The organism is Enhydrobacter sp. (assembly GCF_030246845.1).
Lineage (GTDB): Bacteria > Pseudomonadota > Alphaproteobacteria > Reyranellales > Reyranellaceae > Reyranella.
Window position 1 is genome coordinate 4,596,742 of sequence record NZ_CP126889.1, and the last position, 20,314, is coordinate 4,617,055.

Consider the following 20,314-nt stretch of genomic DNA (forward strand, 5'->3'; position numbering starts at 1 on the left):
CAATGAACTTCGCGGCGATTCAATGACATCGCCTATCCTGCTGATATTGACCGCTTTCCGACCTTAGAGTAAGGATTAACGGGGGGAAGGAAGGGTACAGCCGGATGGAAGGCCGGACCATCACACGCGCCGATCTCAGCGAGTCAGTTTTCCAAGAGGTGGGCCTGTCTCGCAATGAATCCAGCGACCTCGTCGAGACGATACTCGCCGAAGTCGTGGAAGCGCTGGCGCGTGGCGAATCAGTGAAGATCTCGTCGTTCGGGAGTTTCACGGTTCGTGACAAGGGTCAGCGTATCGGCCGAAATCCCAAGACGGGGCAGGAGGTTCCGATCCTGCCGCGGCGTGTCCTTGTCTTCCGCGCGTCGAACGTTCTGAAGTCGATGATCAACGGGACGCCCGACGAAACCAGCAAGGGGCCTGTGGGGTAACTGTGGGGATAGGACATGGCCGTGTCAGTTCAGACCGTTGAAAGACGGGTGGAAAAGTCGGCTCAGGCATTTCGCACGATTAGCGAGGTGGCGACTGAGCTCGATGTGCCGCAGCACGTGCTGCGGTTCTGGGAAAGCAAGTTCAGCCAGGTGCGCCCGCTCAAACGGGGCGGCGGCCGCCGCTATTACCGGCCGGAGGATATCGATCTCCTCCGCCGCATCCGGTCGCTGCTGTACGAGGATGGCTACACCATCAAGGGCGTCCAGCGGCTGCTCAAGGAGGGCCGGGGGCGCCTGCCACAGCAGCGCCTCGACGTGGCGGCGGAAAGCGCCCTAGAGAGCCTGCGCATCGTTTCGGCGCGAGCCGAGGCCATGGCCGGGACCGCCCGACCGATGCCGCGCACGGGGCCGCAACCTTCGACGGCGACGCCGCGCGCCGCCACGCTCGACCTGCACAAGCGCCGCGAGATCGAGTCCGTTCTCGAGGATCTCGAGCAGGCGCTGACGCAGTTGCGCAGCACGCTCAAGTCGCAGAACTAGACAGCGTCAAGGAGCGGTAAGGCCCAAATGTGGGCGGTGGGAAGCCGTCGCCCACCAGATCGTGCGGGCATTTCAGGAAATGCCGATAAGCGACTGACTTTCCGTTGGTTTTCTCCCCAAGTCGCGTATGCTGCCGAGCGAGGGGCTTGATTGCGGCAACGTCAAAAGGGGGACGCCGCCGTGTTGGCAGATCGCGACCAGATGCGCGCGGGCGCGCATGGATTCAATAAATTTCCAATGAATGACAACGAGTTGGAGGGCGAAGCTCCACCTTTACGCGAACTTATGTACCTGCGGCGCGCGCTCGATCAGCCGGGCGGCAAGCTGCCGTTGTTCGACCTCGACGGGCAGGAGATCGACGGCGCTCTCGTGCGCCACTGTATGGCCCGAGGCTGGGCTGAGCCGTGGTTCAACAACCCGTTGAAGCCGGACTGGCTGGTCTGCAAACTGACCGAGGCCGGACGGCGGGTCGCCACGGCGTCGTAGCCCTGCGAACCGCCATCGCCGGTGCGCCTGCGCCACGCTGTCGAAGAGTGGTCGGGGCGGCCGGATTTGAACCGACGACCCCCAGTCCCCCAGACTGATGCGCTACCAGACTGCGCTACGCCCCGACCGATGCCGCGTGCCGCGGCAGAGGGGCTTTAGCGCGAATGGCCGCGCCGCCGCAAGCGGGCTCGCCCCGGGTGATCGAGGAGCACCTACTTCGTCGCCCGCGCCGCTTTGTAGGCCGGGCGGCCGAGACAACGATCCAGCCAGCCGCCGACATTCGGGAAAGGCCCAAAGTCGAACTTGATGGGCTTCGCCCAACTGCAGATCGAGGCGAGGTTGAGGTCGGCGACCGTGAAGTTCGAGCCCAGCAGATAGTCCCGTCCCTGCAGCGCGCCGTTCAGCACGCTGAACGGCTTGGGCAGGGCCTTCTGCGCCTCGGCCACGGCCTCGGGCTTGCGCTTGTCGGGTGCGGTCATGAACATGTCGATGAGAATGGTGAGCAACGACTTCTCGACCTCGGTCATGCCCCAGAAGCTCCATTGGTAGCAGAGCGCCTGGTCCTCGAGCGACGCGGGGAAGAAGCCGTCCTTGCCGTACTTCGCCGCGAGGTAGAGGTTGATCGCCATCGATTCGAACAGCTTGAAGTCGCCGTCGACCATGGTCGGTACCTTGCCGTTGGGGTTGATCTTCAGGTACTCCGGCCCTTTCAGGTCTTTCATCTCCATCGCGACATGCTCGAACGGAATGCCGAGTTCATGCACGATCCACAAGGTTCGTGCCGCACGCGAGGCCGCAGGTCCGTAAATCTTGATCGTCACGAAGTTCTCCCAACGCTTCCCGGATTGAACGATAGTGCAGTCGTGTCCGCGGGTCTAACGGCTATTCGCCGAGGCCGTACTGCTTGCCGACATAGCCGTGCGGATGGCCGAAACGTTCGGTCATCACCGCCGCCAGATCCTTCTGCGGCGCGGCAACCCAGCCGCCCGAGCGAACGGCGTAGCGGCTCGCCGATTTCGCGGCCCGCGCCTCCTTGCCATCGCCCAGCGCGCGTGCCGCACCCATCAGCAACTTGCGGAACTCGACGATGCCGAGATCGGTCGGACCGAGATGTTCTTTCGTCCGGTCCTGGATCGGACCCTGGCTGTCCTGGATCGCTGCGTCCTGCTCGGAAACACCGACGATGCCGGTGAAGGTCTGCGTCTTCTGGACGTCGCGATCGATCAGGTAGTCGTTGCGCAGGTTGCGCAAGGGGACGTAGCGCTCGTCCACCTCGGCATGGACGTTGAAGCCGCCGTCGAACCTGGCCCGTTCGGCATTGGTGAACGCCCGGTCGGGATGCCAAGAGTAGGTGTAGATCCAGCACGAGCTGTCGTCGACCGGCACCCAGGCCTGGCCGTAGTTGATCTCGCCCGGAAACGCGGTGGGCGTGTAGGCATGATTGGGCATGAGGAACTGGGAGATACGCCAGTAGAGGTCGGGACCATCGGTCCTGCGGGCGCCGCCGATCACCAGCCCTGCATCGTGGCCCAGGACAGTGAACTTCGGCCGTGGATCGTTCTGCACCCAGCGGATGCGGTCGTCGGGCTTGTTCTGATCGGCGATGGCGGCCTTCGCCATGGCGGCTCGTGCGGCGGCACCGTCCCTGGCCAGCGTTATGTGCAGGAACGAGAAATGCGATGTGTCGAGCGCACCTTCGACGCTCTGCACCCAGTTGCAGTCCTGCCATTTCTTGGAGACGTAGCGATGTCCCGCCGGCACGAGGCCGACCTCGAGCCGGGGCAGCTCGGGCATGTGCTCGCGGGGCCCCATATAGACCCAGATCATGTCGGCCCATTCGCGGGTGGGATAGGCCAGCAGCCGGATCGTCTCCTTGTAGGACGATTCCGGCGGCGAGGTCGGCAGGTCGACGCAGCGGCCCTCGACGTCGAACTTCCAGCCGTGATAGGCGCAGCGCAGGCCGCATTCCTCGTTGCGACCGAAGAAGAGGTTGGCACCGCGGTGCGGGCAGTGCGGCTCGACGATGCCGACGCGGCCCTCGCTGTCGCGGAAGGCCAGCAGATCCTCGCCCAGCAGCTTGATCTTCCGGGGCGGCCCGTCGCGCTCGGGCAGCTCCTCGCAGAGCAGGGCCGGCATCCAGAAGCGGCGCAGCAGGTCGCCCATCGGCGTGCCCAGCCCGCTGCGTGTCAAGAATTCGTTGTCGGCCTGGCTCAGCATGGGACTGCCTTTCGATCGTCGTCTATGCGGCGGCTTTGGCCAGGGCCTGATCGAGATCGGCAATGATGTCGTTCACCGTCTCGATGCCGATCGACAGGCGGATCACGTCGGCGCCGGCGCCGGCGGCGTCCCGCTGCTCGTCGGAAAGCTGGCGGTGCGTCGTCGACGCGGGATGGATGATCAGGCTCTTGGCGTCGCCGATATTGGCGACATGCGAGAACAGCTCGACGCTGTCGACGACCTTCACGCCCACTTCGTAGCCTCCCTTGACGCCGAAGGTGAACACGGATCCCGCGCCGCGCGGCAGGTATTTCTTCGCCAGCGCATGGTACTTGTTCGACGGCAGGCCGGCGTAGTTGACCCACGCCACGGCCGGATGTTTCTCGAGATGTCGGGCGACCTCGAGCGCGTTGCTGCAATGGCGCTCCATGCGCAGGCCGAGGGTCTCGACGCCGAGCATGGTGAGCCAGGAATTGAACGGCGCCTGCGCCGGCCCGAGATCGCGCAGGCCGACGGCGTGGCTGTGGAAGGTGTAGGCCATGTCGCCGAACGTCTCGAAAAAGTTGAGACCGTGATAGGCCGGTTCCGGACCGGCGAGGCTCGGAAACTTGCCGCTTTTGGCCCAGTCGAACCTGCCCGAATCGATCACCGCGCCGCCCATCGACGTGCCGTTTCCGCTCAGGAATTTCGTCGTCGAATGCAGCACCAGCGTCGCTCCGTGGTCGATCGGCTTGCAGAGCCACGGCGTAGCCAGCGTGTTGTCGACGATCAGCGGCACGCCGACGGACTCGGCGATGCGCGCGATCGCCTCGATATCGCTGATGACGCCGCCGGGATTGGCAAGGCTCTCGATGAAGAAGGCCTGCGTCTTTTCCGTGACAGCGCGCTTGAAATTGTCGGGCTGGTCGGCGTCGACGATATGCGCCGTCCAACCGAACTTGGGATAGGTGTTGCGCATCTGCTGGATCGAGCCGCCGTAAAGGCGCGACGATGCGACGACATCGTTGCCCGGCCGCATCAAGGGGAAGAGGGCGAGCACCTGGGCGGCATGGCCGCTCGATGTCACGGTGCAGCCCCGGCCGCCTTCGAGCGTGGCGAGCCGCGTCTCGAGCGCTGAGTTGGTGGGATTGGTGAGCCGCGAATAGATGAAACCGACGGTCTGCAGGTTGAAGAGCGCCGCGGCATGATCGGCGTCCTCGAACACATAGGCCGTGCTCTGGTAGATCGGCTGGGCCCGTGCGCCGGTGGCCGGATCGGGCGCGGCGCCGGCATGTACCGACAGGGTCTCGAAGCCGTAACTCTTGTCACTCATCTCGTTTCTCCACCACTGAAGACGATGCACGCCGGGCTGCCGACATTCACCTTGATCGAGGTCGGTGACAGGTTGCCGTCGCGGCCCACGCGATAGCCGACGATCGTGTGGCTGCCCTGGTTGGCGACATACAGGAACCGCTCGGTCGGATCGAGCGCGAAAAAGCGCGGCACGGTGCCTTTGGTCGGCACCCACTGCCTGGGCGTCAGCGTTCCCGCCGTCCGGTCGATCGCGAACACGCCGATGCTGTCGTGCCCGCGGTTGGAGACGTAGACCGTGCGGCCGCCGCGATCGACGGCGATCTCCGCGCCCGTGCTGTAGCCGGTGAAGTCGGTCGGCGTCGAGCGTACGACCTGCAGCGGCGTGAGCCTGGCGCCGGCCTGGCGATACGTCGTGATGGTCGAGTCGAGCTCGTTGACGACGTAGGCGAAGGGACGCCGCGGGTGGAAGTCGATGTGACGCGGGCCGGCGCCGGGACGGGTGGCGACGCGGCCGGTCTCGACCAGCACGCCGCGCCTGCCGTCGAGGCGATAGGCGACGACGGCATCGCCGCCCTTGCAGGGCAGGAAGAATCGGCGGCCCGACCGGTCCAGCGGATTGTGGTGCGGCCGGATGTTCTTCTGCTCGGTCCGGTGCGGCCCGATCGTGCCGGTCACGGTCGTGAGCGTCGAATAGGGTTCGATTGTGCCGTCCTGCCGGATCGGCAGCACGGCCGTCGAGTCGGTGCCGTAGTTGGCGACCACCAGAAAGCGCCCGGTCCTGTCGAATGCCAGGTGGATGGGATTGTAGCCACCCGTCGACTGACGGTTCAGCAGACGGAGACGGCCGGTGCCCGGCTCTATGGCGAAGGACGTGGCCTCGCTGCGATCGCCGTGCACCGAATAGAGATGCCGGCCCTTCCGATCGACCGCGAGGAACGATGGATTTTCGAGGCCGCCCATGCGCTGGACATGGTGGAAGGTGCCGTCTCGCCGGTCGACCTTGTAGACGTTGATGCCGTTGCCGCGGCCCTTGCGTTCGGGCGTGGTATAACAACCGACATAGGCGAAAAGCGTTTCCATGTTCCGACAGTGTCGCCTCAACCGAACGCGGCGACAATCGCCCCCGCAAGGCATCGGCCCCCGACTCGTCGCGCGGCGAAACGCTCAGGACGAGATCGTGACGCGCAGGCCGGGCCTGGCGTCGCCCAGCCGAATCGTGAGGCCGTGCAAGCTGGCGATCGCCTTGACCAGCGCGAGGCCGAGGCCGCTGCCCGCCGTGGTGCGGCTGCGATCGAGCCGGCAAAAGCGGTCGAACACGCGGGCATGCTCGGCTTCCGGGATGCCGGGGCCGTTGTCGGTGACCTCGACGTCGAAGCCCGCCGTGGCGCGGCGAGCGAGGACGAGGCGGACAGTGCTGCCCGCCGACGTATGATTGAGCGCGTTCTCGATCAGGTTCGAGACCATCTGGGCGAGAAGCTGACGATCGCCGGTGAAGCGGATGCCATCGTCGATCGCGAGCGTCAGCGTGTGCTGGGCATCCTCCGCCGCCGGCAGATAGGCATCGCCGATGCTGCGCAGGAGCTCGGAGAGATCGAGCTCGGAGAAGGCGCTCTTCTGGGCCCCGGCCTCGATCTGGGCGATGCGCAGCAGCGCCGAGAAGGTCTCGAGCAGCGTGTCCGCCTCGGCGATGGCGGCCTCTGTCGCGGCGGCATACTCGACTGTGCTGGTGGCATGCTCGCGGGCGTCCTCCAGCCGCTGGCGCAGCCGTCCCAGCGGCGTGCGCAGATCGTGGGCGATGTCGCCGGTGACCTGCCGCAATCCCTCCATGAGGCCCTGGATGCGGTCCAGCATGGCATTGAGACTGGCCACGAGCTGGTCGATCTCGTCATTGGTGCCGCGCGCGGGAATGCGCGCGCCGAGATCGCCTTCCATGATGGCCCGCGTGGTCCGGCCGATCGAGTCGATGCGGCGCAGGAAGTTCCTGCCGAGCAGCAGTCCGCCGCCGACCGCGAGGATCAGGGTGAGGCCGCCCGCCCAGATGAAGGCGCGCACGATCGCGCTCTGCATGTCGATCAGCCGGCTTGCATCCTGCGCCACGAGCAGGAAGGAGCCGTCGGGCAGGATGAGACCGAAGCCGATGAGCCGGCCGCGCTCGGCGTCGGGCTCCTCGCTGTTGGGATCGTGCCGGAAATCGATCACGCCCTCGACGGGAGGCATGCCGGGCAGGTTGCCGACCACGACCTGGCGGTTCGGCGCCTGCAGCAGATAGTAGATCGGCCCACGGGTGCGGAAGTTCATGCGTCGCGTGATCTGCTCGGCGAGCCCGATGAGGCCGAGCCGGCGGTGGATCTCGGCGAGCTGGAAGGCCTCGGTGCGCAGGACCGCCTGCATGTCGCTCTGCATGGCCGCCGTCGCCGTGACGAACACGGTCGCGAACAGCACGCATGCCGACACCACGAACAGCGCCGCGTAGATCAGGGCGAGGCGAAAGCTCGCCGAGCGCAGGATCCTGCGGAAGGTTCTAGTCGGCGGCGCGGATGACATAGCCTGCCCCTCTCACCGTATGGAGCAAGGGCTTGTCGAAGCCTCTGTCGATCTTGGAACGCAGACGGCTGATGTGCGTTTCCACGATGTTGGTCTTGGGGTCGAAATGGAAGTCCCAGACCTTCTCCAGAAGCATGGTGCGGGTAACGATCTCGCCGGCATGCCGCATCAGATACTCCAGGATCTTGAACTCCTGCGCCAGCAGCTCGATCCGCCGGCCGTCGCGCGTCACCGCCCGCGCCAGAAGGTCGATCTCGAGACCGCCGACCTGCAGCTTCGTCTGCGCCACGAGCGGCGGACGGCGGGCGAGAGCGGCGATGCGCGCCAGCAGCTCGGCGAAGGCGAACGGCTTCACGAGATAGTCGTCGGCGCCGGCCTCGAGGCCGGCGACGCGATCGTCGACGCCGCCCATGGTCGTCAGGAACAGGGCGGGCGTGCGGGTGCCCGCCTCGCGCGCCGCCTTGACCATCGACAGGCCGTCCAGCTTGGGCAGATTGCGGTCGACGACCATCACGTCATAGGGATCGCCGGTCGCCATGTAGAGACCGTCGCGGCCATTGTCGACCTGATCGACCACATGCCCGTGCTGGCGCAGGCCCTTGGCGATGTAGTCGGCCGTCTGCTTGTCGTCTTCGATCAGGAGGATTTTCACGGCGGCCCTTTCGTCACGGAACCATTCTTCTCGCTTTCGGCCGTCGTGCAATCGCGCCGAACTATACAAACTTTCAATGTTGCGGACACGCCGGCGCCACCACCGCCTTCCTATATTCGTTGCGAGCCAGACGAGGAGGTTTCTCGATGTCCAAGACCAAGTCCATCCTTGCCGCCTTGGCGCTGACCACAGCGCTGACGGCACCGGCCGCGATCCTGCCGATCCTGACCGCGCCGCCGGCGCTGGCGGGCGAGGCCACGCCGCGCGACCTTTCCGATCTCGCCGCCAAGGTGACGCCGGCCGTCGTCAACATCCAGGTGACGATGAAGGCCGACAGCGGCGGCGCGATGCAGATGTCGGATCGCTCGGCGCAGCAGCAGATGGAAGAGTTCATGCGCCAGTTCGCCGAACGCTTCGGCCAGGGACCGATGAAGGTCCGGCCGATGCCCAAGGAGCAGGCGCTCGGCACCGGCTTCATCATCGATCCGTCCGGCGTGATCGTGACCAACTACCACGTCGCCGGCCAGGCCGATTCGATCACGGTGACGATGACGGACGGCACCAAGTATCCGGCCAAGCTTCTGGGCGCCGACCAGAAGACCGATATCGCGGTGCTGAAGATCAAGGCCGACAAGCCGCTGCCCTACGTCGAGTTCGGCGACTCGAGCAAGGTGCGCGTCGGGCAGCCGGTGATGGCGGTCGGCAATCCGTTCGGGCTGGGCGGCACGGTGACATCCGGCATCGTGTCGGCGCGCGGCCGCGACATCCACTCGGGCCCGTTCGACGACTACATCCAGACCGACGCCGCCATCAACCGCGGCAATTCGGGCGGTCCGCTGTTCGACATGGACGGCGAGGTGATCGGCATCAACACGGCGATCTTCTCACCCACCGGCGGCAGCGTCGGCTTGGGCTTCGCCATCCCGTCCAGCATCGCCAAGCCGGTGGTGACCCAGCTCCGCGAGCACGGACGGGTCGAGCGCGGCCTGCTCGGCGTCGAGATCCAGCCGGTGACGTCCGAGATCGCCGAAAGCATGTCGCTCGGTTCGACCCATGGCGCGCTGGTCGCGCAGGTCGAGCCGAAGAGTGCGGCGCGCAAGGCCGGCATCGAGTCCGGCGACGTCATCAAGAGCGTCGACGACAAGAAGATCGAGGACGTCCGCGACTTGACCCGCGTGATCGCCGCGCAGCAGCCGGGATCGACGGTCAAGATCGGCCTGGTGCGCGACGGCAAGAACATGACCGTCGAGGCGAAGCTCGGCGACTATTCCTCGCACCAGCAGGCGAAGGCCGATGAAGGCGACAATCACAACGGGTCGAAGGCCGAGCCGCTGTCGTTCGGCTTCTCGCTGGCGCCGATCACGCCGGAGGTTCGCCAGGAACTCGGCCTCAAGGACTCGGTCTCCGGCGCCTTGATTGCCGGCGTCGAGCCCGGCAGCCCGGCGGACGACAAGGGATTGCGGCCGGGCGACATCATTCAGCAGGTCGGTCACGACTCGGTCGACAGCCCGAAGGCCGCGGCCAGCAAGCTCAAGGAGGCGAAGGAGTCGAAGAAGCCCGTGCTGCTGAAGATCTATCGAGGGGGGTCGACCCGGTACGTCGCTGTTTCTCCCCGGGCGGCGTAGCCGGAGCCTCTCGACGAAGCCGGCGGTGGTCTCCATCGCCGGCTTTGCCGTGTCTCGACGCCGCGACTACAGAGCCGGCATGACCTCGCGGGCAAAGAGCTCGACGGAGCGGGTCGATTCCTCGAGCGACAGATCGCCGAACGCCAGACGGCAGAGGCAGTAGTTGATGCCGGCGACGTCGTTGTCGCGCCGCATCCGTTCGCGCACCGTGGAAGGCGCGCCAGCGATGATGTAGCCGCCCGCCAGCGCCTCCTCGAACTCGGCCGGGATGAGCTGCCGCGGCAGGCCCACGCCATGCGCCCGCCACAGATGGATCAGCGCGTCGTACCAGAGGCCGAAGGCGCGCCTGGCCGCGCTCTGCGCCTCGCGGTCGGTGTCGCCGACCACGACGTGACGACTGAGGCCGATGAAAGGCAGGCCCTCGTCACGGCGGCCCAGCGCCTTCCAGGCGGCGCGGAAGCGCGACGCGAACTGCCCGACCCCGTCGGCCCTCATGCCGACCACGGTGTTGCAGCCCTGCCGGGCGAGACGGTCGGCGCTTTCCAGAGAGTTGGCGCCATACCAGAGCGGCGGGTGCGGCTTCTGCACCGGCCGCATCTCGATCGGCACGTCCTCGAAGGCGAAATACTTGCCCTTGTAGGTCAGTCGCTGCTGCGCGAGCCCCTTGAGGACGACCTCGAGTGCCTCGGCGAACCGCTCGGGGCCGGTCGCCGGGTCGATGCCGTAATAGCCGACCTCGTACGGCGAGATGCCGCGGCCGACGCCGAGTTCCAGCCGGCCGCCGCTCAATTGATCGAGCATGCAGATCTCGTCGATCAGCCGCAGCGGGTGATAGAGGTTCACGGTATAGACCAGCGGCCCGAAGCGCAGCGTTTTCGTCCGCTGCGCCACGGCCGCCAGGAAGACGCTGGGCGAGGGCGCCATGCCGAGCGGCGTCGCGTGATGCTCGGCGATGTGGTAGGCGTGAAAGCCGCTCTTCTCGTAGAGTTCGATCAGGCGAAGGCGTTCCTCGAACTGCCGGCCGACATCCTCGCCGGCCCGGTCCATATGGTCGAAGACGCCGAACTTCATTGGACACCGTCCGGACGGTGGCAGGCGAGGGGCCTCATAACGCTCTCTTCTTGCTGCTGATGACGCCGCTTGCGATGCCGTGCCATTCGATGGTGCCCGCCAGGCGCGAATGCTCGATCTTGGGGCAGCGATTCATCACCACCTCGAGACCGGCCGCTTCGGCCCGCCGGGCGGCCGCCTCGTTCACGACGCCGAGCTGCATCCACACGACCTTCGCGCCGTGCGCGATGGCCTCGTCGGTGATCGGGCCGGCGGCCTCGGAGTTGCGAAAGATATCGACCATGTCGGCCTTCACCGGCAGCTCGTCGAGCGAGCCGTAGACTTTCTGGCCCAGAATTTCCTGACCTGCAGCGGCTGGATTGACCGGGATGACCTTGTAGCCGCGATCGAGCAGGTACTTCATGGCGAAATAGGACGGCCGATTCCAGTTGGCCGAAGCGCCCACCATGGCGATGGTCCTGGTATTGCGCAGGATGCGGCGCAGGTAGGCGTCGTCGTAGCGGTCGTGAACGATCGTCGGCATGGGAGGAGTATACATGGCGCAGCCGAAGCTGTTCGAACCGATTTCGATGCGACGTGACGCTCAAGAACCGGGTCGTGGTCGCGCCCATGCACCAGTACTCGGCGGTCAAGGGCTTCGCGACCGACTGGCATCTGATGAATGCCGGCCGCTATGCCGCCGGCGGCGCGGGTCTCGTGATCATGGAATCGACCAAGGTCGAGCGTCGTGGCTGCGGCACGGTGGGCGATCTCGGTTTGTGGGACGACGCCTTCGTTCCCGGCCTCCGACGCTGCGTCGATTTCATCAAGTTGCACAACGCCGTGCCCGGCATCCAGCTCGGCCATTCGGGCCGCAAGGCGCGGCGCTTCCGGCCCTGGGAAGGCGGCGCGCCGCTCGAGCCGTCACCCGAGATAGACGACTGGGAGGCGTGGGAGCTCGTGTCGGCGAGCGCGCTCAGCGCGCCGCCGACCGATCCTCTGCCGCGTGCCCTTGCGCGGGCGGAAATCCCCGAGGTGATCGAGCGCTGGGGCCAGGCGGCGCGGCGGGCCAACGAGGCGGGGTTCGAGGTACTCGATATCCATGGTGCACACGGCTACCTGATCCATCAGTTCCTCTCGCCGTTCTCGAACCTGCGCAACGACCAGTATGGCGGCAGCGAGCAGAACCGCATGCTTTTCTGCATCGAAGTCGTCGAAAGCGTACGCGCTCATTGGCCTGCCTCGAAGCCGTTGTTCCTGCGGCTCTCGGTCGAGGACGATGCCGGCTGGGGGCCCGACCAGAGCGTGGCTCTGGCGCGGATCGTGAAGCCCAAGGGAGTCGATGTGATCGACTGCAGCTCGGGCGGCATGCGCGGTTCGCCGGTGGTGAGTGCGGGCCCCGTCACCTACGGCTATCAGGTGCCCTATGCCGAGCGGCTGCGGAAGGACGTCGGCATCATGAGCATGGCGGTGGGTCTGATCGTCCATGCCGACCAGGCGGAGCAGATCCTGCAGCAGGGTCGGGCCGACCTGATCGCACTCGCCCGCGAGCTTCTCTACAATCCCAATTGGCCGATGGACGCGGCGCAGAAGCTGGGCATCGATCGCAACTTCGCTCGGTGCCCCCGCCGCAGGCCTACTGGCTCGCCAAACGCGCGCAGGCCGTGAAGACTGTCGTGCCGTCCACTTACATGAAAGGGATGAATGCTGGATGAAGGCGCGCTCACCAGGACGTGAGGCAAACCCCGATCGCATCGGCTTATGATCGCCACGGGTTCCATTTGGTGGAGTACAGCATGAAGCGGGTTGTAGCGGTTGCTTTGGCATTGGGTTGCCTTGTTGCAGCACCTGCCGTCGCTGCCTTGAAGCCGGGGGCTGTCGCGCCGGACTTCACCGCGCCAGCGGCGGTCGGCGGACAGGAATTCACCTTCTCGCTGGCAAAAGCCCTGAAGAAGGGGCCAGTCGTGCTCTATTTCTTCCCCAAGGCCTTCACCAAGGGCTGCACGGCCGAGGCGCATGAATTTGCCGCGGCGGCGGACCGGTTCGCGGCCGAAGGCGCCACCCTGATCGGCATGTCGGCCGACGATATCGGCACGCTGCACAAATTTTCCTCGCAGGAATGCTCGGCCAAATTCCCGGTGGCGGCAGACCCTGACCTCAAGGTGATTCGCGCCTACGACGCGGCTCTGGTCCGTGTCGGCTCCGTCGGCATTGCCGACCGGATTTCGTACGTCATCGCCCCGGATGACAGGATCGTCTACGCTTATGCAGATCGCAATCCCGACAAGCACGTCGAGAATACGCTGGCGGCGGTCCGGGAGCTGGAGGCGAAGGCCAGAAAATAGCCCTGCGATTTCCGGATCGCACGGTTGAGGAAAGGCCGGTCGTCGGAAACGTCCACCTGATTTGTCTTTTTGATTGGGAGCGTCGGAGGAGCAGGGAATGGACGGCGTCGTTCACGACCGTGTCGAGACGAGCGAAGCGGAGTGGAAGGCGCGCTGCGAGCTCGCGGCGCTCTACAGGGTGGCCGATCATCTCGGTTGGACCGATCTTATCGACACGCACATGTCGGTGCGGGTGCCGGGCGAGCCCGACTGCTTCCTGATCAACCACTATGAGGAGATGTTCGACGAGATCACCGCCTCAAGCCTCATCAAGATGGATCTCGACGGCAAGATCTACGGCAAGCAGGGCCGTTTCAACGCCGCGGGCTTCACCATCCACAGCGGCGTCTACAAGGCGCGGCCGGACGTCAACTGCGTGATGCACACCCACACGCGTGCGGGCGGCGGCGTCTCGCTCCTGAAGCAGGGCCTGCGGCCGATCAGCCAGGACGCACTGCACGTCTACGACGACATCGTCTATCACCACTACGGCGTGCCGGCGACGGTGGAGGAGTGCGAGGAGCTGGGCAGGAGCTGCCAGAAGGGCGGCCATGTCGTTCTCCACAATCACGGCCTGCTCACGGCGCATGCCACGTTGCCGGGTGCGCTGCGCGGCATGTACATGCTGGAGCGCGCCTGCGAGCTGGAGCTGATCTCCCGCCAGCTCGGCGAGGAGCCGGTGACGATCGACGACTACATCGTCCAGCGGGCGGCCCAGCGCATGAAGCAGGTCCGTTCGGCGCCGGACTACGGCGTCAGCTATTTCGAGGCCCTGAAACGACAGCTCGTCAAGAAGGGCGCCGGCGACTGGGCTCGCTGAGCCGCAACAACGTGTGAGGTAGCTGCCGGCCGCCGGGCCGAACTGCCCGCGTTGCCCTTCGCGCAGACGATCGTGGCGTTCGCGGCGACCACGTCGGCCTGCCGCAGCTCGACATACCAATGCTGCACCGAACGGCCGGTGCGGACCGGGTGGACGGTCGCGTCGAACGGGCCGCGCGCAACGGCTGCGGTGAAGTTGACGGTGATCGAGCAGGGGGCGCCCAACCGATCCGGTCGCTCGAGAACGCCACGCATCAGGATCGCCGCCGTCACCCCGCCGAGCGGTCCGTTGAAGTTCCAGTAGGCGCCGCTCGTCGAGCCGCGCAGGCTGCCGCATGGAGAAGAGGTCAGGGACGTTGCCTGGTCCAATGGATGCATGCGCCTGACTCCTCACACGAACCGTTCCGTTCAACATGAAGCCCTGCCGGCATCCGGTCGACTACCGCGAAGGTAGTCGCGGTTCCGTCAGTCGGCGCAGGTCTGGGGATCGCGAAAACGCACCGCGATCCAGAACGACGCTTGCGCGATCAGCCCGGCGGCGACCAATACGATGGACGAGGTGAGGGCGGGGTTGTCGCCGAAGCTCATGATGGCGGTGCAGACCGCGCCGACACCCATCTGGCTGAAGCCGTACAGGCCGGATGCCGAGCCGATGACGGCAGGATTGACGCTGATCGCCTGGCCGAGCGCGGCAGGCGAGGCGATGCCCGCGCCGACAGCGAAGAAAAACATCGACCCCACGACCAGCAGCACGGAGAGATGGCCGGACAAGGCGGCGACGAGGAAGACGAGGGCCGCCACGACACTGGCGAGATTGGCGCCGACCATGAGCCGATCGATAGCGAACTTGGGAATCAGACGCGCCGCCGCCATGCTGCCGACCCAGATGCCGACGAACTGGATCGCGAGATAGATCCCTACCTCGTAGTCCGGCCGACCGAGCTGGTGGGTGAAGATGAACGGCGACGCGGCGAGGAAACCGTACATGGAGGTCGTGGCGCAGCCTCCGCCCAGCGCATAGCCGAGGAAGGCAGGCGAACGCAGCAGCCGTCCGTAGTTGTGTGCCAGCGCGCCGACATGGGCCGAGCCGGTTGGCCTGTTCGTCTCCGACAGCAGCAGCCAGTTGAACAGAAGGTTGATCGCGCCGAGGCCGGCCAGCAGGAAGAAGATCGAGCGCCAGCCGAAAGCGGTGGCGAGCGCGCCGCCCAGCAGGGGGGCTGCGGCCGGCCCGATGACGACCATGAGGGTTCATCAATGCCAAGCGGCGGGCCGCCTCCTTGGCAAGGGCGGTGTCTCGGACGATCGCGCGGCCGATCACCAGGCCGGAACACCCGCCCAGCGCCTGAAGGAGCCGCAGCACGATCAAGGTCTGGACATCGGGCGCGAACGCCGCCCACAGGCCGGTGCCGGTGTAGACAAGGAGCCCCATGGTCAGCATCGAGCGGCGGCCGAAGCGGTCCGACAGCGGCCCGTAGACGAGCTGCCCGACCGCGAGCCCGAAGATGTAGACGCTCATCGTCATCTGCATCGCGCCGATACCGGCGCCGAGATCGCGTCCGGCCTCGGGGAGCGCTGGCACGAAAATGTGCATGGCGAGCGTGCCGCTGAAGGTGATCATGGCCAGCAGCCAGAGCGGAGCGGCGCGCGAAGGCTTTGCCGCGATGGTGGCAACCACGGTCACGCGGCCACTTCCTGCATCGACCTTTCGAGCGCATCGCAGACATGCGTCAGGACCCGGCGGGCCGTCTCGATGTCCCGATCGCTCAGCCCGGCCAGGGCATCGCGCCGCACCTGCAGGGCCGCGACCTCGACCTTGTCGGCGATCGCGCGTCCGCGCGCGGTCAGAAAAATCGCCTTGGCCCGCCGGTCGGTCGCTTCCGCGCGGCGCCTGATCAGGCCCGCCGCCTCCAGATTGTCGAGCAGCCGAACGACCGACGAGCTGTCGAGCGACAGCGAGGCCGCCAGATCCTTCTGGCGCGGCGGGGTGACAGCGCGTGCAATATGCACGAGCGGCAGCCACGTCGCTTCGGTGAGCTTGAACGGCTGCAGGCGCTGGTCGGCCGCCCGCCGCCATTGGCGGGAAGCACGGGCGAGCAGGGCACCGAACGTGCCGCGAAGGGTGTCGTCGGGGTGCGACATAGTTCCAGGCGTTGGATGTAATGCCATTAGATGGCATGTCATCTAATTATTCGGCATGGCACCCTGGGCGGCAATGTCGAGGCTTCAGCCCCCTCGGATATGGGCGCGGAAAGCGGCTACTTCCCCTTCCACTCGGGCTTCGGCCTCTTGTTCACGAATGCGTCGATGCCGGCCTGCGCATCCTCGCTTTGCAGGGCGCCGGCCATGAACTCGGTGGCGAGCGCATAAGCCTGCTCGATGCTCATTTCCATGTGCCGGTGGAACATCGCCTTGCCCGAGGCGATCTGTTGCGGCGGCTGGTCGGCGATCTGGGTCGCGAGCGCCATCGTTGCCTCGTCGAGCTTGTCGGGCGAAGCGAGGCGGCTCACCAGCCCGTCGCGCAGGGCGGTCGTCGCATCGATGAACTGCCCGGTGAGCAGCATGTCGAGCGCGCGCTTCTTGCCGACGTTGCGGCCCACCGGCACCGAGGGCGTGCCGCAGAAGAGACCGTTGGTGATGCCCGAGGTGGCGAAGGTCGCCTCGCTCGAGGCGACGGCGAGGTCGCAGGCCGCGACCAGTTGACAGCCGGCTGCGGTCGCCATGGCATGGACCTTGGCGATCACCGGCTGCGGCAGGCGCTGGATCGACAGCATCATCGCCGAGCAGCGCGTCAGGAGATCGTGGTGGAAAGTGTAGTCCTTGCGCGCGGCGACCTCGCGCAGGTCGTGGCCGGTCGAGAACGCGCGGCCCTTCGCTTCGAGGATCACGCAACGGATCGCACGATCTTTCGCGAGCCTGTCGAATTCCGCCTGAAGGGCGTCTATAAGCTCGCCCGACAGCGCATTCATGGCGTGCGGACGGTTCAGCGTCAGGATGGCGATGCGGCCGTCGTCGCGGCGCAGCAGGACGGGCTCATTGGGGACGGCGGACATAGTTTCATTCTATGGCGTGGGAAGCGCGGCGTCATGCCGGTGATGACGCCTGCCGAGCTGATGGTGTTCCTCGACAGGGAATTCCCGCAGGCGGCAACTGCGGGGATGGCGATCGAGCATCTCGACGATCGGACGATCCGGGTGCGGCTGCCGACCAGCGAGCGGCATCTGCGGCCGGGCGGAACGGTCTCGGGCCCGACTCTGGTCTGGCTGGCGGATGTCGGCTTCTACCTGCTGATCCTGGCGCAGCTCGGGCCGGTGGCGCTGGCCGTGACGACCAATCTCAATATCAATTTCATGCGCAAGCCGGAGGCGACGTCGCTGATCGGCGAGGGGCGGCTGCTGAAGCTCGGGCGCAGCCTCGCGGTCGGCGACTTCACCATCTGGAACGACGGCAAGAGCGAACCCGCGGCGCATGTCACCATGACCTACTCGATACCGCCAGGATCAATGCCTTGGGCTGCGGTATTATAGTACCGCGCATATAACCTTTTGATTTAGGACAATAAAATCAGAAAATTTGACATTCGACGACATTCTTCCCATAAGCCCCGCCTCACGGAAGAAAGAGCCATGAAAACCCTGAGCCTCAAGACTGCCGACGTGCAGAAGAAGTGGGTGCTGATCGACGCCGATGGGCTGGTGCTCGGCCGGCTCGCCTCGATCATCGCCATGCGCCTGCGCGGCAAGCACAAGCCGACCTTTACACCGCATGTCGATTGCGGCGACAACATCATCGTCATCAACGCCGAGAAGGTGCGCCTCACCGGCCGCAAGGCGGAGCGCGAGTACTTCTACTGGCACACTGGCCATCCCGGTGGCATCAAGGGCGAGACGCTGGGCAAGCGGCTGGAAGGCCGTTTCCCCGAACGCGTCATCGAGAAGGCTGTCGAACGCATGATCACGCGCGGTCCGCTCGGCCGCAGGCAGATGAAGAACCTGCGCGTCTACAAGGGCCCCAACCACGAGCACGAGGCGCAGCAGCCGGAGAAGCTGGATGTGGCCGCGATGAACCGCAAGAATTCGAGGATCGGCTGACATGGCTACCGAACTTTCGTCCTTTGCCGAGCTGAAGAAAGCGCCGATTGCGCCCCCGCCCGCGCCGGTCCGCGAGAAGGAGGTCGACGCCCAGGGGCGTGCCTATGCCACCGGCCGGCGCAAGAACGCGGTCGCCCGCGTCTGGGTGAAGCCGGGCACCGGCCAGATCACGATCAACGGCCGCGACCAGAAGATCTACTTCGCACGGCCTACCCAGCAGATGGTGATCCAGCAGCCGTTCGACGTGTCGCAGCGCACCGGTCAGTTCGACGTCGTGGCCACCGTCTCGGGCGGCGGCCTGTCGGGGCAGGCGGGCGCGGTCCGCCACGGCATCGCCCAGGCGCTGGCCAAGTTCGAGCCGGAGCTGCGCGGCGCCATGAAGAGCAATGGCTTTCTTACCCGCGACAGCCGCGTGGTGGAGCGCAAGAAGTACGGCCGTGCCGGTGCCCGGCGCCGCTTCCAGTTCTCCAAGCGCTAGGCGGCGCCCCGAGAGCCAGTCGGACATGGTCGAGGGGCGCCGGGAGGCGCCCTTCGTTTTTGTGGAGAGACAGCCCGAATGCCCGGTCTCATCGTTCCGTTCAACGGCATCGTTCCCAAGGTCGACAAGAGCGCCTTCATCGCGCCCAATGCGACGCTGGTCGGCGACGTCGCGATCGGCGCCAATTGCGGCATCTGGTTCGGCGCCGTCTTGCGCGCCGACGGGCCCGGGATCAGGATCGGCGACAACTCCAACATCCAGGACGGCGTGGTGATCCATATTGCCGCGCGCGGTGTCGGCACGACGGTCGGCCGCAACGTCACGGTGGGGCATCTGGCCTTGCTGCATGCTTGCGAAATCCAGGACGATTCGTTCATCGGCATGCACTCGACGGTGCTCGATGAAGCGGTCGTCGAGACCGGCGCGATGGTGGCGGCCGGCGCCGTCGTCACGCCGCGCAAGATTGTGCGCAAGGGCGAATTGTGGGCCGGCAATCCGGCGGTGAAGCTGCGCGACATCACCGACAAGGATCTCGAGATCTTCAGGCGCTCGGCGGAGAGCTATGTGAAGTTGGCACAGGCCTATCGTCCGGCCGAGCGAAAGGCGGCGGAGTAGCGTCGCGCGAAAGCGGTCTCATGAGCTACGCGGTCAAGGAGATCTTCAAGACGTTGCAGGGCGAAGGCGCGCAGGCCGGTCGCGCGGCGGTGTTCTGCCGTTTCGCCGGTTGCAATCTCTGGTCGGGTCGCGAGGAGGATCGCGCGACCGCGGCCTGCCGCTTCTGCGACACCGATTTCGTGGGCATGGACGGCACACTCGGCGGCCGCTACGCCGCTGCGGAAGACCTTGCGGCCGTGGTCGAGCGCACCTGGGATGGCCCGCGGGCGCACCGCTTCGTGGTGCTGACGGGCGGCGAGCCCTTGCTCCAGGTCGATGGCGACCTGCTCAAGGCGCTGCACGGACGGGGCTTCGAAATCGCCCTCGAGACCAACGGCACCGTCGATCTGCCGCCTGGGATCGATTGGGTGTGCGTCAGTCCCAAGACGCCCGACGAACTGAAGGTGAGGAAGGGCGACGAGCTGAAGCTCGTCTATCCCCAGACCGACGTGCCGCCCGAAGCCTTCGTCGGCCTCGATTTCCGACGCTTCTCGCTGCAGCCGATGGACGGTCCGGACGTCGCCGAGAATACCCGCCGAGCGATCGCCTATTGCCTCGCCCATCCGCAGTGGCAGCTCAGTACGCAGACCCACAAGCATCTGGGCATCCGCTGATGTGGGAGCTCACCAAGTCCTTCCGCTTCGATGCCGCGCACACGCTCCAGCGCAGCATCGACGCCGAGTCGAGCCGGCGCGTCCATGGCCATTCCTATCGTGCCGAGGTCACGCTGCGCGGCGAACCCGATCCGAAAACCGGCATGGTGGTCGACTTCGGCCTGCTGGAGAAGGCATTGGCGGCGGCGCGGGACGGGCTCGACCATCATATGCTGGACGAGGTGCCTGATCTCGGTCCGGCGACGATGGAGAACCTCGCCGCCTGGATCTGGCGCCGGCTGGCGCCGGTGACCAAGGGGTTGGTGAAGGTCACTGTCTTTCGCGACAGCCAGGACGAGTCCGTCACCTATCGCGAAGGTGACTAAAGATTCCTCCCCGCGCTCGGAACGACACGGCAAAACCCGTGTCATTCCGAGCGCAGCGCGGGATATCTCCTGTCGAA

Annotated in this window: 25 protein-coding genes, 1 tRNA gene and 1 pseudogene; 13 read left to right on the forward strand and 14 right to left on the reverse strand. The window is 66.0% G+C overall.

All coding sequences use genetic code 11. From position 1 onward, the window contains the following. The first annotated feature begins 104 nt into the window (after positions 1–104). The 3 genes from OJF58_RS22930 to OJF58_RS22940 all read left to right on the forward strand — a co-directional run bounded on the left by OJF58_RS22930 (position 105) and on the right by OJF58_RS22940 (position 1,454). Positions 105–428 (forward strand): integration host factor subunit alpha, encoded by a 324-nt coding sequence (locus OJF58_RS22930; RefSeq protein ID WP_300780159.1) that lies wholly within the window; start codon positions 105–107, stop codon positions 426–428. Between the two features lie 48 nt (positions 429–476). Next, a complete protein-coding gene (locus OJF58_RS22935; protein ID WP_300785377.1) occupies positions 477–968 on the forward strand; it encodes a MerR family transcriptional regulator in 492 nt (163 codons plus the stop codon). Between the two features lie 180 nt (positions 969–1,148). Then, positions 1,149–1,454 carry a hypothetical protein gene (locus OJF58_RS22940; protein ID WP_300780160.1) on the forward strand — a complete coding sequence of 102 codons (306 nt, stop codon included), beginning with the start codon at positions 1,149–1,151 and terminating at the stop codon, positions 1,452–1,454. 48 nt (positions 1,455–1,502) lie between these two features. On the opposite strand, the gene OJF58_RS22945 is transcribed toward OJF58_RS22940, so the two are convergent. From OJF58_RS22945 to OJF58_RS22975, 7 genes are all read right to left on the reverse strand, one after another. Beyond that, positions 1,503–1,579: transfer RNA gene (locus tag OJF58_RS22945), tRNA-Pro, on the reverse strand. Between the two features lie 87 nt (positions 1,580–1,666). After that, positions 1,667–2,275, reverse strand: coding sequence for a glutathione S-transferase family protein (locus OJF58_RS22950; RefSeq protein WP_300780162.1), 609 nt, complete (start codon positions 2,273–2,275; stop codon positions 1,667–1,669). Positions 2,276–2,336: 61 nt separating this feature from the next. Further along, positions 2,337–3,671, reverse strand: a complete 1,335-nt coding sequence (locus OJF58_RS22955; protein ID WP_300780164.1) for a Rieske 2Fe-2S domain-containing protein — start codon at positions 3,669–3,671, stop codon at positions 2,337–2,339. A gap of 22 nt (positions 3,672–3,693) precedes the next feature. Next, positions 3,694–4,983 carry an O-acetylhomoserine aminocarboxypropyltransferase gene (locus OJF58_RS22960; protein ID WP_300780165.1) on the reverse strand — a complete coding sequence of 430 codons (1,290 nt, stop codon included), beginning with the start codon at positions 4,981–4,983 and terminating at the stop codon, positions 3,694–3,696. Next, positions 4,980–6,044, reverse strand: coding sequence for a lactonase family protein (locus OJF58_RS22965; protein WP_300780166.1), 1,065 nt, complete (start codon positions 6,042–6,044; stop codon positions 4,980–4,982). Before OJF58_RS22965 ends, OJF58_RS22960 begins: the two co-directional genes overlap by 4 nt. 84 nt (positions 6,045–6,128) lie before the next feature. Next, the gene (locus OJF58_RS22970; RefSeq protein WP_300780168.1) at positions 6,129–7,508 is read right to left on the reverse strand and encodes a HAMP domain-containing sensor histidine kinase; all 1,380 of its coding nucleotides are present in this window, start codon (positions 7,506–7,508) and stop codon (positions 6,129–6,131) included. Next, entirely contained in the window at positions 7,486–8,160 is a 675-nt protein-coding gene (locus OJF58_RS22975) for a winged helix-turn-helix domain-containing protein (RefSeq protein WP_300780169.1), read from the reverse strand. The genes OJF58_RS22970 and OJF58_RS22975 overlap by 23 nt, the downstream gene beginning before the upstream one ends. A gap of 146 nt (positions 8,161–8,306) precedes the next feature. On the opposite strand from OJF58_RS22975, the gene OJF58_RS22980 reads away from it, so the two are divergent. After that, positions 8,307–9,785: a DegQ family serine endoprotease gene (locus OJF58_RS22980; RefSeq protein ID WP_300780171.1), complete on the forward strand. Its 1,479-nt coding sequence runs from the start codon at positions 8,307–8,309 to the stop codon at positions 9,783–9,785. 66 nt (positions 9,786–9,851) lie between these two features. Here OJF58_RS22980 and OJF58_RS22985 read toward each other — a convergent pair whose 3' ends face one another. Continuing rightward, on the reverse strand, positions 9,852–10,856 hold the full coding sequence (locus tag OJF58_RS22985) for an LLM class flavin-dependent oxidoreductase (protein ID WP_300780173.1): 1,005 nt from the start codon (positions 10,854–10,856) through the stop codon (positions 9,852–9,854). 34 nt (positions 10,857–10,890) lie between these two features. Continuing rightward, on the reverse strand, positions 10,891–11,379 hold the full coding sequence (locus OJF58_RS22990) for a CoA-binding protein (RefSeq protein WP_300780175.1): 489 nt from the start codon (positions 11,377–11,379) through the stop codon (positions 10,891–10,893). Positions 11,380–11,432: 53 nt separating this feature from the next. Between OJF58_RS22990 and OJF58_RS22995 the strand changes: the two genes are divergently transcribed. The 3 genes from OJF58_RS22995 to OJF58_RS23005 all read left to right on the forward strand — a co-directional run bounded on the left by OJF58_RS22995 (position 11,433) and on the right by OJF58_RS23005 (position 14,039). Continuing rightward, positions 11,433–12,503: an NADH:flavin oxidoreductase/NADH oxidase gene (locus OJF58_RS22995; protein WP_300780176.1), complete on the forward strand. Its 1,071-nt coding sequence runs from the start codon at positions 11,433–11,435 to the stop codon at positions 12,501–12,503. 128 nt (positions 12,504–12,631) lie between these two features. After that, entirely contained in the window at positions 12,632–13,180 is a 549-nt protein-coding gene (locus OJF58_RS23000) for a peroxiredoxin (RefSeq protein ID WP_300785378.1), read from the forward strand. A 97-nt stretch (positions 13,181–13,277) separates the two neighbouring features. After that, the gene (locus tag OJF58_RS23005) at positions 13,278–14,039 is read left to right on the forward strand and encodes a class II aldolase/adducin family protein (RefSeq protein WP_300780178.1); all 762 of its coding nucleotides are present in this window, start codon (positions 13,278–13,280) and stop codon (positions 14,037–14,039) included. Here the strand turns inward: OJF58_RS23005 and OJF58_RS23010 are convergent. The 5 genes and pseudogenes from OJF58_RS23010 to OJF58_RS23030 form a co-directional block, all read right to left on the reverse strand. Beyond that, the gene (locus tag OJF58_RS23010; protein ID WP_300780179.1) at positions 13,979–14,407 is read right to left on the reverse strand and encodes an acyl-CoA thioesterase domain-containing protein; all 429 of its coding nucleotides are present in this window, start codon (positions 14,405–14,407) and stop codon (positions 13,979–13,981) included. The two genes, OJF58_RS23005 and OJF58_RS23010, sit on opposite strands and share 61 nt — an antisense overlap. Before the next feature lie 96 nt (positions 14,408–14,503). After that, positions 14,504–15,280, reverse strand: coding sequence for an MFS transporter (locus tag OJF58_RS23015; RefSeq protein ID WP_300780181.1), 777 nt, complete (start codon positions 15,278–15,280; stop codon positions 14,504–14,506). 67 nt (positions 15,281–15,347) lie between these two features. Further along, positions 15,348–15,656 (reverse strand): annotated as a pseudogene (locus OJF58_RS23020) (MFS transporter); the annotation flags it as partial. A 59-nt stretch (positions 15,657–15,715) separates the two neighbouring features. After that, positions 15,716–16,177, reverse strand: coding sequence for a MarR family transcriptional regulator (locus tag OJF58_RS23025; RefSeq protein ID WP_300780183.1), 462 nt, complete (start codon positions 16,175–16,177; stop codon positions 15,716–15,718). Positions 16,178–16,293: 116 nt separating this feature from the next. Next, the gene (locus tag OJF58_RS23030) at positions 16,294–17,088 is read right to left on the reverse strand and encodes an enoyl-CoA hydratase (RefSeq protein ID WP_300780185.1); all 795 of its coding nucleotides are present in this window, start codon (positions 17,086–17,088) and stop codon (positions 16,294–16,296) included. 33 nt (positions 17,089–17,121) lie between these two features. Between OJF58_RS23030 and OJF58_RS23035 the strand changes: the two genes are divergently transcribed. From OJF58_RS23035 to OJF58_RS23060, 6 genes are all read left to right on the forward strand, one after another. Next, the gene (locus OJF58_RS23035) at positions 17,122–17,562 is read left to right on the forward strand and encodes a PaaI family thioesterase (protein WP_300780187.1); all 441 of its coding nucleotides are present in this window, start codon (positions 17,122–17,124) and stop codon (positions 17,560–17,562) included. Between the two features lie 99 nt (positions 17,563–17,661). Beyond that, the gene (gene rplM / locus OJF58_RS23040; protein WP_300780189.1) at positions 17,662–18,126 is read left to right on the forward strand and encodes a 50S ribosomal protein L13; all 465 of its coding nucleotides are present in this window, start codon (positions 17,662–17,664) and stop codon (positions 18,124–18,126) included. Position 18,127: 1 nt separating this feature from the next. Further along, positions 18,128–18,604, forward strand: a complete 477-nt coding sequence (rpsI, locus tag OJF58_RS23045) for a 30S ribosomal protein S9 (protein WP_300780191.1) — start codon at positions 18,128–18,130, stop codon at positions 18,602–18,604. 78 nt (positions 18,605–18,682) lie between these two features. Next, the gene (locus OJF58_RS23050; RefSeq protein ID WP_300780193.1) at positions 18,683–19,219 is read left to right on the forward strand and encodes a gamma carbonic anhydrase family protein; all 537 of its coding nucleotides are present in this window, start codon (positions 18,683–18,685) and stop codon (positions 19,217–19,219) included. A gap of 20 nt (positions 19,220–19,239) precedes the next feature. Beyond that, positions 19,240–19,872, forward strand: coding sequence for a 7-carboxy-7-deazaguanine synthase (gene queE, locus OJF58_RS23055; RefSeq protein WP_300780194.1), 633 nt, complete (start codon positions 19,240–19,242; stop codon positions 19,870–19,872). After that, the gene (locus OJF58_RS23060; protein WP_300780196.1) at positions 19,872–20,237 is read left to right on the forward strand and encodes a 6-carboxytetrahydropterin synthase; all 366 of its coding nucleotides are present in this window, start codon (positions 19,872–19,874) and stop codon (positions 20,235–20,237) included. Before queE ends, OJF58_RS23060 begins: the two co-directional genes overlap by 1 nt. Positions 20,238–20,314 lie beyond the last annotated feature (77 nt).